The following is a 13911-nucleotide window of genomic DNA, read 5'->3' as shown; positions in this document are numbered from 1 at the left end:
GCCGGGAACACCCGGATGGGGGATGGCTGAAGCCCGAATTCGAGTGGCTACCAACCGCGCACCCCTCGTGGTAACCGTCGGCCCGATCGGGCCAGTGGTGGCCCATGCGCCGGCCCCACCGCACGGGCAGGACGGCGTGCCACAAGGCCGCCGGCGCAGCGACTACGCGGGGACTGTTTTGGGATGCCGGCAAAAGCAACAGCCCCGATCCGCATCCTGATTGCCGACGATCACCCGATGTTGCGGGAAGGCGTGGCAGCGGTGATCGGCCTGCAGACGGACATGGTCGTCGTGGGCGAAGCGGCGACAGGCGCAGACGCGATCCACCTGTTCGAGGAGCTCCGGCCCGATCTGGTGCTGATGGATATCCAGATGCCCGAGATGAGCGGCGTTCAGGCGTTGGAGACGATCAGGGCGCGCCATCCGGATGCGCGCATCATCATCCTCACCACCTATTCCGGCGATGCCAAGGCGCTTGCCGCGATGCGCGCCGGTGCGGCGGGTTTCCTGCTCAAGAGCAGCCTGCGCCGCGAACTGCTCAACGCCATCCGCGCAGTCCACCGCGGCCAGCGCCATCTTCATCCCGATGTCGCCCAGGAGATCGCATTGCACGCGATCGAGGACCCGCTCACCCCGCGCGAGATCGACATCCTGCGCATGATCGCGGCGGGACATGCCAACAAGCAGGTGGCGTGGAAGCTGGGCGTGGCCGAGGAAACGATCAAGTCGAACATCAAGAGCATCTTCGCCAAGCTCCACGTCAGCGATCGCACCCATGCTGTGACCGTCGCCGCCCGGCGCGGCATCATCGACCTGTGATCGCCCCGAACGCGGTGCGGGCGAAGGCGCCCTGCCTTCTCGCGCTTCAGAAGCTCGAGGCGAATTCCACCCGAACATAGCGGCTGCTGTCGCGTCCGGGCGTCCACTTGGTGGCATCGCTGATCGGCGCAGATGTCGCGCCATAGGGATTGATGTTCCAGTTCCCGTCGCGCCCTCGGTTCAGCGCATAGTTCTGGTCGAACAGGTTCGAGCAATAGATGCGGAGGCGGCGCCGGCCATCGTGCAGCTCGGCGCCAAGCCCCAACAGGCCATAGGCGCGCTGAACCGAGTTCGGGTCCTGCAACAGGCTCTGCACCACGCGCGATTGCCAGACCCAGTTCGCGGTCAACCGCAGCCCGGTTTCGGCGCGAAGCCGGATTTCGCGCTCCGCGCTCAGGCTGAACTTCCACCTTGGCGCATTGGGCAGGCTTTTGCCCGCAAGATCCTGCTGGCCATTGATGCAGCCCCGTGCGGCGGTCTGGCTGGAATAGCACGTTGCATTGGGGAAAGCCCCGATGCGCGCGTCGTTCCACGTGCCGTAGCCGTGCACGCTGAAGTCCGGCGAAAGTTCTGCCGCCACCTCCATCTCTACACCCTTGGTAGTAACCCGCTCGATACTGTTCAGGATGTTCTGGCGGGTCAGCTCGTCGCGGCTCTGCGCCTGGAAGCCGTGGAACATCTCCAGGTAGAAGGTCACGTTCCAGGTCAGCCCGCTCGCCGGCCGGCTCTTCCAGCCAAGCTGGAACGCATCGACCGTTTCCGGGCGGATCGGCTGCTTCGCCGCTACCGCGTCGGCCACCGGGAAGCCGCTGTATGGCCCGGCCTGGGTCACCGGCGTGCGCGTGGTGTACGTGCTGGAAAGATCGTAGGCCGCGCCCTTGTACCCGCGATCGTAGCCTGCGAACACGAGGAACGCCGGTGATGGCCGGAACTCCAGCGCCACCCGCCCCGCAACGGCGTTGAAGGTGTCGCAGGTCGAAATCGCAAGCCCGCTCGGGGTTGCCGACGAACAATCCGGCACCCCGAAGCTGACACTGGCCACCCGGTCGATCAGGCGATAGCGCATGGCATCGCGATTGAAGCGAATGCCGGCGGAGAGCGCGAAGCGGCCGGTCAGGTCATACCTCGCCTGCCCGAACGCCGCGATGTTGGTGTCGCGCGCCTGCGCGAAATAGCTCGAATAGGCTGACGTGGTCGGCGGCACGATGGCCAGCGAACCGTATGGACCCAGCGAATTGCTGCCGCGCACGAACGAGCGCTGCGCGCGGGTGTCGCTGAAGAACAGGCCGGCGACGAAGGACAGCCGTTCGGCAGCGGGGGATGTCAGCCGAAGTTCCTGCGTGACCGAGCGGATGCGGAACCAGCCGCCGTTGGCCGAGCCACCGCGGGCCGCGCCTGGGACGCCGGCGCCGCCCGGCCCCCAGTTGAACGCGGTGCCGTCCGTGTCCTGCAGATCGTCGAGCGCATAGGTCGCGAACCCGCTGATCGCGGTTAGCGCATACTTGCCCAGTCGCCAGTCCATCTTGACGCTCGCCCCGCTTTCGGTGGCGTCGCCTCGCGGATCGACATCGGCTGAAATCGTGCGGTTGTCGGGCCCGGGCACGATGTTGCCGAGGATCACGCCCTGTGGCACGCGAACTCTCGCAAAGTTGCCAAAGCTCACCCCAGGTGAAACGGCGTAATAGGCCGAGGTGCAGCAGCTCGTTCCGGCGCGATCGTGGTGTGCCGCCGCAGTGATGGTGATCGCGTCCGACGCGGACCACACGAGCTTGCCGCGAAGGTCGATGCCTGATTGCCCGCCCACCCAGTTGCCGGTGTAGATGTTGCGCAAGTTGCCGCGATAGCGATTGGCGCTGGCCGAAAGGCGGAACAGCAATCGCTCTGCCAGCGGGCCTGACACAAAACCGTTCGCCCGCTGCTCGCCATCGCTGGTGAAGCCGCCCGTCATTGCCGCCGTCAGTCTCGTCGTCGGCGCAGCGGTGGTGATGGATACGACCCCTGCCGTCGCCGAACTGCCGAACAGCGTGCTCTGCGGCCCCCGAAGCACCTCGATCGAGGCGATGTCGGCAAGCTCTCGGAAGGCCTGCGCCTGAAAGGCTTGCGGCACATCGTCGACAACGACCGATACGCTGGCCCGCGTCGCGATCGAAAAGGCGTAAGTTCCGACACCGCGAATGTTGATGCTGTTGTTGCCAGGCTGCGTGGTCTTGGTGACGGTCAGCGAAGGTTCGACTTTCACAAGGTCGTCGAAATCGCGGACCTGCGCGCGATCGAGCTGCTCGGCCGACATGGCCCAGAGCGACATGGCAATATCCTGCTTGCGTTCCGGGCGCTTGTTTGCCGTCACGATGATGTCGGCGTTGCCCGGCGGGGCTGCTGCGTCCGGGCCGTCCGGTGTAGCCGCTCGTGACGCTGCTGGTTCGACAAGCAGGGCCAATGCAAGCACTGCCACCGCCGGCAGCCTCGGGTTCGGCGACTGCCCCGCCCTCCTCGCGCTTGACGGCCGCGGCCATACGCCGAGCAAAGACCCCCCGTCAGTTGCCACACCAGCCCCGATCCGCAACGAAGGTGAAAATGCTAATTGAAAACGGTCGACGATACCATGCTCGATCGTGATAAGAGCCCGGTCCGGCCAGGAGGCATGCGCCCACGGTGCCGGCGGCCACCCATGCCGAGTGATGGAAGACTGCATTGCGCAAATCGACGAAGCCCACCTGCAGTGCGTCACCCTGCCTGAGGGTGGCAGCAGGAAGGCGCCGTCGGCAATCCGGGTTGGCCGTGCTTGCCTGCTTCTTGGTGCTGCTGGTTTCCGGTCCTGCCCGCTCGCTCGATCCCACCCGTTCCATCGCACAGTTCCATCACACCGCCTGGACCATCGCCGATGGCATGCCGGCCAACATCTGGGCGATCACGCAGGCACCCGATGGCTACCTGTGGCTAGGCTCGGTCAATGGCCTGTATCGCTTCGATGGCGTGCGTGTGGAACGGATCGCGGCGGACAAGCTGCCCAGTCCGAGCATCCATGCGCTGGCAGCGACCGCCACCGGGGGGCTCTGGATCGGCTACGAACGGCCGGTGGGCGTGATCTCGTACCTGCACGATGGCAAGGTCACCAACTACCCGGTCAGCTCGCGCAGCTCCACCAGCGTACACGCCTTTGCCGTCGGCGCGGACAAGACCGTGTGGGCATCGACGCCCGACAACATCCTGCGCTTCGATGGCAAGCGGTGGGTGGTCATCAAGGGCGATTTCGGTTTTTCCTTCAGCGAAGGCAGCGGCGGGGTCTGGTCGTTCGGGGTGGCCCGCGATGGCACGGTCTGGTCCAAGAACCTTGGCGGCCTGTTCTATCTCAAACCCGGCCAATCGCAGTTCCAGCGCGCGCAAGGCTACGCCGGCGGGCCGGAAGGTTTCACCACCACCGCCGATGGCCGCTTGTGGACGACCGACACGCGCGTCACGCACCTCTATCCCATGCCCGATCTGGCCGGCTTGCGCACGCCGGCCAAGCCGTCGAACAATCCCGGGCTCGTTCTGCCCAAGGCGATCGAGGGCCCGATCCTGCTCGATCGCGACGGCACGTTGTGGTGTACCAGTGTCGGCGGCGGGGGGCTGCGCCGGGTGCGCACCGCACATGGTGTCCCTGTGCTCGATCAGGGGGCCGACAGCCGCGGTCCTTCGGTCTCGACCAATGGCCTGTCGTCGGATCTCGTCCACACGCTGTTCGAAGATCGCGAAGGCAACATCTGGATCGGCACCAGCCTCGGTCTCGATCGGTTCCGTCCTGCCAATATCGTCACCGAAACGCTGGTACCATCGGGCTTTCGCGCGCGCTTCGTCGGTGCAGCCGGGGACAGCATCTTCGCCTACACCGGTTGGTCCGGCACTGCGAGCCGGGCGGTGGACGGCACGCAGGCGCTCTATCGCATCCAGCCCGGGCACCCGCCCGAACGCTATGTCGCGAATGTCGGCCGCCTGCGCGGCATGGTCACCAACCGTCGCGACAGTACCATCTGGCTGATAACCCAGGACGGCATCCAGCAGTTGGTCGGCCGCACGCTCGCCAGGCCCCTGCCCCTTCCCGAAGGCGTGGAGGGCAAGGCGGTCTATTCGGCAGCCTATGACACGGGCGGCACCTTGTGGATCTCCACCTTCGTGCGCGGCGTGTTCAGTCGGTCGGCGACTGGCTGGCGCCGCTTGCCCATCGAATCCAAGGTCGGCGCAACGGGAGTGCTGATCCCCGATCCGGATGGCAGCATGTGGATCCGCTATTCGGGCGGCACCCTGTTCCGGTTGCGCAACGGCAAGACCGAGGACTTCTCACGCAACGGGCTGAACATCGGAGACGTCACTTTCATCCAGCCCCATGGTCGCGGCCTGATCATCGGCGGGGAAAATGGCATCGGCAGCTTCGCCGATGGCAAGTTCCACGCCTTGCGCGCGGCAAGCATCCCGGCTCTCTCGGGCGTGACCGGCATTGCCGACACAGCGGACGGAAGCTCGTGGATATTTACCCAGGCCGGCATCCTGCGCGCCCGCACACAGTCGCTGGAGAGCGCGCTCGATCGTGCCGATCCGCGTCTGCTGCAATACGAACTGCTCGATTCGCGCGATGGCCTGCCCGGCGCTCCTTACGGTGCCGTCTATGGCAGCAGCGTCGTCGCAGACGCAGCCGATCGGGTCTGGTTCACCACCGGCAACGGTCTGGTGTGGATCGATCCCAACAACCTGTTCCACAATCCCCTTGCGCCGAACGTGGTGATCGATTCCATCACCACCAACGATCGCCGCCACCCGGCGCAGGGGAATCTCCAGCTTCCGGCGGGCACTTCCAACATCGAGATCGAATTCACCGCGCTCAGCCTGTCGATCCCGGAACGCGTTGCCTTCCGCTACAAGCTGGACGGCATCGATCCCGATTGGGTCGACGCGGGCAACCGCAGACAGGCGTTCTACACCCGGCTCGGCCCCGGCACCTATACGTTCCAGGTGATCGCAGCCAACAGCGACGGGGTGTGGAACAACACCGGCGCCCGTTTCACGTTTGTGATCGCGCCCACGTTCTTCCAGTCGCGTGTGTTTCTGCTGCTATGCGCGCTGGCGGTCGGGCTGCTGCTCTGGCTGGCCTACACCTTGCGCCTTGCCCAGCTCTCGGCGCGGCTGCGCACGCAGCACGAAGCGCGTCTTTCGGAACGCGAACGCATCGCGCGCGATCTGCACGATACGCTGCTGCAAGGGTTCCAGGGTCTGATGCTGCTGTTCCAGTCGGTGGCAGACACGATCCCGCAGGACCAGCCCGCCCGCGAAAAGCTGGAAAACGCGATGAAGCGGGGGGACGATGCCCTCGTGGAAGGGCGCAACCGCGTGCAGGATCTGCGCTCGGTCGAACTCGGGGCGGACCTTGCCAACGTGCTGCGCCGGATCATCGCGAACATGACGCAAGGGGACGAATCCTCGGTCAGGGTCACGGCGAAAGGCATCCCCCGGCCCCTGCATGCCCAGGCGCTCGAACAACTGCTGGACATCATTGCCGAAGCGATCTGCAATTCGCTGCGCCACTCGGGCCGCAATGTCGTCGACGTCATCGTGAACTACGATCAGGATCAGCTGTGCATCTTTGTCGAGGATGACGGGGTCGGCATCGCCGAACCGATCATCAGCGCGGGACGGCGCGAGGGACACTTCGGGCTGATCGGCATGCGCGAACGCGCTGCCGCCATCGGCGCCCAGCTTTCGATCGCCCGCCGCGTGCCGGCGGGCACGACAATCGGTATCGTTGTGCCCGCGGCATCGGCCTATGCGGATGGTGCAGACCACCGCTGGGAATTCAGGCTGGTCCGCCACTTCCGATCCGCGTGGGATTGGATCGTCCGGCATCTTTCGATGAGGCGATAGAGCGGCAGACGCCAGACCGCGCCACCGCTGCACTCGCCCCCTTCCCGTCAACCGCGCCGCTTCCCCTTGCGCACGGGCGGCTTCGCCTGTGCCGGCGGTGGTGGCGGGGGCGGAGGGGCCCGCAGCGCGACGAACGAGGGCAGGTCGTCCACCACCCCGGTCATCGCGTCGAACTGCGTGCCCATCGCCAGGTCGAGCCGGTCGATCCGTTCGGCAGCCAAGGGATGGGTGCGATCGTGCAGCGCGCGGCCGGTCGTATCGCTCTGCCCGCTCAAGGTCTGCAGCACGCCGACCAGTCCGAATGGCGAAAACCCCGATCGCGCCGCGATGACGACGCCATTGCGGTCGGCATCGAACTCGTCACCCTTGTTCAGGCCATGGGTGTAGATGTCCTTGCCCGCCGCCAGCAGTGCGGTGGTGAACTGCGAAGCGATCCCGCCCGGTCCGCGGAAATACTGTTGCATGTCGCCCAGCGCCTGTTCGCGCATGCTGCGCTGCAGGGCATTGAGGTGATCCTTGCGCTCGACATGGGCGATCTCGTGGGCCAGCACGCCGGCCAGTTCGGATTCGTTGCGCATCTGGTCGAACAGGCCACGCGTGATCAGCACGTACCCGCCCGGCATGGAAAAGGCATTGTAGTCGGGACTGTCGATGATGCCGAACTTCCAGGGCAAGTCGGGACGGCTGCAATGGCTCGCCAGCCAGCTGCCCAGTTCGTTGACGTAACGCTGCTTGGCATCGTCCTTGACCAGCGGCGCCGCGCCCAGGATCATCCCGGCAAGATCACCCCCCAGCTTGATCTCCTCCTCCTGGGAAATCGAGCGCAATCCATCCCCGATCTTCTTGGCATTCTGCGCCTTGTTCAGAAGGCTTCCCAGATTGGGGAACTGGGCCTGCGCGGGGCTGGCTGCAATGCCGAACAGCGACAGCGCCATGGCGGTTTTGAGCAGGATCTTCATCAGTCTCTGCCCTTCGGCTTCTTGAGGTATGCCACCTGGTTTTCGGTAAGGTTTTCAGCCTGCGCCTTGGCGCGGGCCGCCCCCGGATCGACCGCCAGCGCATCCAGCATCGCCAACTGCGTATAGTCGGGCGATGCGTTGTTGATGTCTTCCTCGTCCAGTCCCTTGACCCCGGTAGTCACCGTGCGGCCCGAACTCCCCGTGCGCAGCAGGGCCGCCGGGTTCGACAGCGCGTTGCCGGCGGTGGGCCGATTGTCCGCCACCGCAGGTCTGGCAGCTGCACCACCTGCTCCTTCCAGGCGCAGGTTCAGCATGCGCACCCACCCGGTCTTCCCGCCCGCGCTGACCTGCACCCAGGCCCCTTGCCGAGCTTCGATCGTCACTGGCTGGTTCGCCGCGACAGCACCGGCCTTTTCAGCGTCGATGAACGGGCGGGCAAGCAGATCGCTGGCGCGGATGGCCACGCCCTTTTCCGCGGCCAGGGCCGGCGTTGCCGTCAGCAGGGCCACCCCCGTCACCGGGACGAGCGCAGACGCCAGCATGAGCCTCAAACGCACGATCATGCTCCCCATGAATTCGTTCAGGTCACTTACCATCTTTGCGCAATGGTTCATACAGTCGAACCTGTTCTTCACGCCCTTTGACCGAATAGAGACCGACGTCTCGCCAATCAAAGGCATCACCCGCAGCGTCACGCGTGGTTTGCGTCACCAGAACTCGGGCGATTCCCTTCGTCAATCCTTCCACCCTGCTGGCAAGGTTTACTGTGTCGCCGATCACAGTGTAGTCGAGCCGGTCGCTGGATCCGATGAAACCCACCACCGCGCGTCCGGTGTGAATGCCGATGCCGATCTCGAGCGTGCTCGCCAGCCCATCCATCTGGCCGCGCATCGTTTCCAGCGCGACCGACATGTCGAGCGCCGCGTTCACGGCGCGCACGGCGTGGTCGGGCTGCTCCAGCGGCGCGCCCCAGAATGCCATGATCGCGTCGCCGATGAACTTGTCCAGCGTTCCGGAATGCGCAAAAATGACGTCGACCTGGCGTGAAAAGTAGGTGTTCAGCATCGCCACCACATCTTCCGGCGTCGAAACCTCCGACAGCGAGGTAAAGCCTCTGATGTCGGAGAAAAGCACCGAAATCTCCCGCGCCTGTGCCGTGTTGCGGTGGTCGAACTCGCCACGCTCGATCAGGTCGCTGACGACATTGGGATCGAGGAACCGCTTGAACATCTGCGACGTGCGCAACCTCTTCGTGCGCTCTTCGAGATAGGCGAGGCCCACGCCGGCGATGTAGAACGCCCATGCATAGGCCAATGCCGCGAAGATCGGCACGAAGGCGCCGCGCCCCAGCAGAACCCACCCGCCTGCCAGCACGACAGCCGTCGCGCCGATCAGGATGGCCATCAGCCGTCCCGCCGTCACCTGCCGGGCAAAGCCCAATCCGACAAGTCCGATCAAGGCGAGCACCAGCGGCAGCATTGCCGACCGCGGCAGCTCGCGCAGCCAGTCGCCCCGGTCGAGGTTGTCGATCGCGGTCGCCAGCACTTGCGCCCCCGGGTAGGTGCTGGACAGCGGCGTCACTCTCAGGTCGAGCAGCCCCGGCGCGGCCGTACCGATGACGACGATCCGGTCGCGGAATTCATCGCGCGGGCGCTGCGCTCGTTCGCGCAGGGAATCGAGGTAGACGTCCGCGAAGGAAACGTGCCGCCAGGAACTGCGCCAGTTCAACAGCACGCGCTGCTGCGCCGGCAAGGGCCGGCCAAGGCTCGCCATCACCTGTGCCGGCAACGAAGGAAAGCGCCAGCCCTTGCGCTCCAGCCAAAGCGAATGATGCCGGCCCACCCCGTCGCTGTCCGGCGTGAAATTGATCAGGCCGCCGCGCATCGCCTCCGGCCGCGATGCCACCACCAGCGGCAGCATCAGGGGAACCCGGGCGTCGCGCACGCCGGCCCCAGCGGGCCTTGCGCCCGCACCCGCCGGCATCGCGCTGACCCATGCGCCCTCGCCATCGGCGTTGAGCGACATCGCCAGCCAGACGTTGGGATTGCGCGCAACGGCATCGACGAACGCCGCGTCGTGTTCCGGGCGATAGATGTCGGGTTCGTTGAACAGCACGTCGAACACGATCGCGCGCGGATGCTGTCGTTCGATCGCATCGATGATCTCGCCATGCACCGAACGCGGCCAGGGCCAGCTTCCGGCAAGGTCGTTCATGTCCTCGAGCGATTTCTGGTCGATGTCGACGAACACGACCCGATCCGACGCCGGGCGCGATCGGGCATGAAGCGCCAGCGCGATGTCACCGCCGCGCTGGTCGATGATCCGGGAAAAGCCGAACCACCCGAAGTCCACGATGGCCAGCGCACCAAAGGCCAGCGCCAATCCAAGCCATCTGGCGCCTGCCAGCAAACCCCTCATCCGCTTGCCCCCGCAGCGATTGTGTTGTCAGGCGATTGCGTGCGCTTGATTGTCATGCGCCGGACGATGAACGCCATCTCCGGCCGCCATATCGCTTTCACCTGGAAATATCGCGCCAGCAGTATGACCCGGTTTGCGCCCGATCACCAGTCATTCGCAAAGCGATGCGCAGCCCCTTCCCGGCGCCGGACACCAGATCAAATTGTCAGGAGAAAATGGCGGAGCGGGAGGGATTCGAACCCTCGATACGCTTTTGACGTATACTCACTTTCCAGGCGAGCGCCTTCGACCACTCGGCCACCGCTCCGCACGAGCCTGATCGGTTCGTGACCTGCACGGACCGTGAATCAGGCGACCATCCAATCGCACTGGAACGGCGCCCCTAGCCGCACGGCGGCGCTTTCGCAAGGGCGCGAAGGCTGGCACAAGCGTTTCATGCACAAGCCGCTTCTTGCCGCCGTCCTGCCCCTGCTGGCAGCCCTCGCCCCGAGCCTGGCAGCCGCCGCGCCTCCGGTCGCTCTGGCGAGCGAGCCCAAGCCGCTCGCCCCGCTCGAGATCGTGGGCCAGGCGCCCACCGCCGACTGGAGCGCGATCGCGCCGGCCGACCTGCTCGTCATGGACCTCGCCCCCGATGCGGCGGGCAAGCTCCGGCGGGTGGTGATCCAGCTGCTGCCGCCGCCCTTCTCGCAAGGGTGGATTGGCAACATCCGCAAGGTCGCCGCCGCGCACTGGTGGGACGGCACCAGCATCAACCGCGTGCAGGACAACTACGTCGTGCAATGGGGCGATGCCGATGGCGAGGATGCCGCGAAGGCCAAGCCGCTGCCGCAGGGGCTGACGGTGGTGGCGCAGGACCAGTACACCGCCAAGGCCGCCCCGGAGGGCTGGGCCAACGCCCAGCATGACGCCTATGCTGCCGGGACTGGCGTCGTACTGGGATGGCCGGTTTCCTATGCACCGGGTGGCGTCGCGCCCGTCCACTGCTACGGCACCGTCGGCGTCGGGCGCAACATGCCGCCAGACACCGGTACCGGCGCCGAACTCTACGCCGTGATCGGGCACGCGCCGCGCCAGCTCGATCGCAACATCGCCGTCGTCGGCCGGGTGATCGAAGGGATCGAGCATCTCTCCAGCCTGCCGCGCGGCACGGGCGATCTCGGCTTCTACAAGACCGCCGCCGAACGCACCCCCATCCGCGCCATCCGCCTCGGCACCGACGTGCCCGATCTGCCGCACTACCAGTACCTTTCGACGGAAAGCGCCAGTTTCGCCCGCTATGCCGATGCCCGCGCCAACCGGCGCGATCCGTTCTACATCCGCCCCGCGGGCGGCGCCGACATCTGCAATATCCCCGTCCCCGTCCGCCACGCGCCGTGAACTTGCCTGCCATGGACGAACTGCATGCACTGTCGCCGCCGCTGTGGCGCTGGACCGGCGGCAATGGCGGTGACTGGTTCTTCGTCACCATCGACGGCGCGGCGGGTGAAGCGCTCAGCGCCACCGCGTCGATGCGCCGGCTCGAAACCGGCCGCCGCGCCGGCTGGGGCTCGGTCAAGGTCGCAATCGAGGTGGGCGAAAGCCGCTGGTCGACTTCGGCCTTCCCGTCGAAGGACACCGGCTGGATCGTGCCGATCAAGGCTGCGGTGCGCAAAGCCGAGAGGCTTGCCGAAGGCGAGCCTGTGCCCCTGACGCTGCGGTTCTGAGCCGCAGCGCGCGGCTTCAGATTCGCTCGGCCTGCGCCACGGCATCGCTGGCGCGCAGCGCGCTGATGATCCGCGTCAGGTGCGCCAGATCGCGAACTTCCAGGTCCACCTCATAGGTATGAAACGGATTTTCGCGCTGCGTCATCTCCAGGTTGACGACGTTGGCGTGGTTCTTGGCGAAGATCCCGGCCATTTCGGCCAGCGTGCCCGGGCGGTTGTACAGCTCGGCGCGCAGGCGGCCGATCGCGCCGTCGGTGCGCGCATCCCAGCTGAGATCGATCCAGTCGGCATCGACCCCGTCGGCCAGGCTCATGCAGTCGATCGCATGGACTTCCACGCCGCGCCCCGGCCGGCGCAGGCCGACGATGCGGTCGCCCGGCACCGGGTGGCAGCATTCGGCCAGCTGGAACGCCATGCCCGGGGTCAGCCCGCGCACCGCGATCGCGCGCTGCTGCTTGGGCCATTCCTCGCTTGCCGGCAGGTTCGCCGCGCTGCCCGGCACCAGCGCTTCCATCACCGCGCGGTCGTCCAGCTTGGCCGAACCGATGGCGACCATCAGGTCCTCTTCCGAAGCCAGCTTCAGCCGCTTCACCGCATCGGCCAGCGCCTTCTTGCCGATCTTCGAAGGCAGCCGCTCGGCAATCTCCTCATAGAGCTTGCGCCCGATCGCGGCGATCTCGGCGCGCTCCTTCTGGCGCACGAAGCGGCGGATCGCGGCGCGCGCCTTGCCGGTGACGACGAAGCCCAGCCACGACAATTGCGGCTCGGAATTGCGGCTCTTGATGATCTCGACCACGTCGCCATTGGCAATCGCGGTGCGCAGCGGCACGTGGCGGCCGTTGATCTTCGCCCCCACCGCCTGCGCGCCCAGGTTGGTGTGCACGGCAAAGGCGAAGTCGATCGGCGTCGCACCCTTGGGCAGCTGGAACAGCGCGCCCTTGGGAGTGAAGGCGAAGATGCGATCCTGGTAGATCGCCATCTTGGTATTCTCGAGCAGTTCCTCGGCATCGTGGCTTGCATCGAGGATCTCGACCAGGTCGCGCAGCCAGCCCACCTGTCCATCAGGCCGCCCGCCCTGCTTGTAGGCCCAGTGCGCGGCGAGCCCGTACTCGTTGAGCCGGTGCATCTCCTTCGTCTTTATCTGAACTTCCACGCGCATCGCATTGCTGTAGATCAGCGCAGTGTGCAGCGAACGGTAGCCGTTCATCTTCGGCGTGGAGATATAGTCCTTGAACCGCCCGGGGATCATCTGCCAGGCGCGGTGGAGCACGCCCAGCGCCTTGTAGCAATCGTCCTCGCTGTCGGTCAGCACCCGGAACGCCATGATGTCGGTGATCTGTTCGAAGCTGACGTGCCGTTCGGCCATCTTCTTCCAGATCGAATAGGGGTGCTTTTCGCGCCCCGAAACTTCAACCTTCATGCCAGCTTCGGCCAGCACCTGCTTGATCTGAAGGGCAATGGCGTCAACCTGCGCGCCTTCCTCGCTGCGGATCGCGGCGAGCCGGCCGGTGATCGTGGCATAGGCTTCGGGCTCCAGCTGCTCGAACGCCAGCAGCTGCATCTCGCGCATGTATTCGTACATGCCCACGCGCTCGGCCAGCGGCGCGTAGATATCCATCGTCTCGCGCGCGATGCGCCGGCGCTTGTCCTCGCTCTTGATGAAGTGCAGCGTGCGCATGTTGTGCAGCCGGTCGGCCAGCTTGACCAGCAGCACGCGCAAGTCCTCGCTCATCGCCAGCAGGAACTTGCGCAGGTTCTCGGCCGCGCGCTCGTTCTCCGTCATCGTCTCGATCTTGGAGAGCTTGGTCACCCCGTCGACCAGTCGCGCGACGTCGCCGCCGAACAGGCGCTCGATCTCGTCGGTGGTCGCCAGCGTGTCCTCGACGGTGTCGTGAAGCAGCGCGGTTACAATGGTTTCCTGGTCTAACTTCAGCTCGGTCATGAGGCCCGCGACCTCGACCGGATGCGAGAAGTAGGGGTCCCCCGACGCGCGCTTCTGGGTGCCGTGCTTCTGCACGGTATAGACATAGGCGCGGTTCAGCATCGCCTCGTCCGCATCGGGAGCATAGGCGAGCACACGTTCGACAAGTTCGTACTGACGGAGCATCTGGCCTTTAAAA

Annotated in this window: 9 protein-coding genes and 1 tRNA gene; 4 read left to right on the top strand and 6 right to left on the bottom strand. The window is 65.8% G+C overall.

The genetic code is table 11. The features are described 5' to 3' along the window. The first annotated feature begins 183 nt into the window (after positions 1–183). Complete coding sequence (locus tag AACH40_RS07820) at positions 184–819, top strand: response regulator transcription factor (protein WP_338645352.1); 636 nt, start codon at positions 184–186, stop codon at positions 817–819. 46 nt (positions 820–865) lie between these two features. Here AACH40_RS07820 and AACH40_RS07815 read toward each other — a convergent pair whose 3' ends face one another. Beyond that, positions 866–3271, bottom strand: a complete 2406-nt coding sequence (locus tag AACH40_RS07815) for a TonB-dependent receptor (RefSeq protein ID WP_338645349.1) — start codon at positions 3269–3271, stop codon at positions 866–868. Between the two features lie 326 nt (positions 3272–3597). On the opposite strand from AACH40_RS07815, the gene AACH40_RS07810 reads away from it, so the two are divergent. Beyond that, positions 3598–6711 carry a sensor histidine kinase gene (locus AACH40_RS07810; protein ID WP_338645970.1) on the top strand — a complete coding sequence of 1038 codons (3114 nt, stop codon included), beginning with the start codon at positions 3598–3600 and terminating at the stop codon, positions 6709–6711. Positions 6712–6758: 47 nt separating this feature from the next. On the opposite strand, the gene AACH40_RS07805 is transcribed toward AACH40_RS07810, so the two are convergent. The 4 genes from AACH40_RS07805 to AACH40_RS07790 all read right to left on the bottom strand — a co-directional run bounded on the left by AACH40_RS07805 (position 6759) and on the right by AACH40_RS07790 (position 10395). Then, entirely contained in the window at positions 6759–7670 is a 912-nt protein-coding gene (locus AACH40_RS07805) for a M48 family metalloprotease (protein WP_338645346.1), read from the bottom strand. Beyond that, positions 7670–8227, bottom strand: coding sequence for an SH3 domain-containing protein (locus AACH40_RS07800; RefSeq protein WP_338645344.1), 558 nt, complete (start codon positions 8225–8227; stop codon positions 7670–7672). Before AACH40_RS07800 ends, AACH40_RS07805 begins: the two co-directional genes overlap by 1 nt. Before the next feature lie 28 nt (positions 8228–8255). Beyond that, positions 8256–10088 (bottom strand): adenylate/guanylate cyclase domain-containing protein, encoded by a 1833-nt coding sequence (locus AACH40_RS07795; protein WP_338645342.1) that lies wholly within the window; start codon positions 10086–10088, stop codon positions 8256–8258. A 216-nt stretch (positions 10089–10304) separates the two neighbouring features. Beyond that, a tRNA-Ser gene (locus AACH40_RS07790) sits at positions 10305–10395 on the bottom strand. Between the two features lie 128 nt (positions 10396–10523). On the opposite strand from AACH40_RS07790, the gene AACH40_RS07785 reads away from it, so the two are divergent. Continuing rightward, entirely contained in the window at positions 10524–11465 is a 942-nt protein-coding gene (locus AACH40_RS07785) for a peptidylprolyl isomerase (protein ID WP_338645968.1), read from the top strand. A gap of 11 nt (positions 11466–11476) precedes the next feature. Continuing rightward, positions 11477–11791 (top strand): DUF1905 domain-containing protein, encoded by a 315-nt coding sequence (locus AACH40_RS07780; protein ID WP_338645340.1) that lies wholly within the window; start codon positions 11477–11479, stop codon positions 11789–11791. 16 nt (positions 11792–11807) lie between these two features. Here AACH40_RS07780 and AACH40_RS07775 read toward each other — a convergent pair whose 3' ends face one another. Next, on the bottom strand, positions 11808–13898 hold the full coding sequence (locus AACH40_RS07775; protein WP_169494231.1) for a RelA/SpoT family protein: 2091 nt from the start codon (positions 13896–13898) through the stop codon (positions 11808–11810). Between the last annotated feature and the right edge of the window lie 13 nt (positions 13899–13911).

Source organism: Novosphingobium olei, from assembly GCF_037076535.1.
Lineage (GTDB): Bacteria > Pseudomonadota > Alphaproteobacteria > Sphingomonadales > Sphingomonadaceae > Novosphingobium > Novosphingobium olei.
Note: the sequence above shows the minus strand (reverse complement) of the source record. Positions and strands in the feature narration are given on the sequence as shown.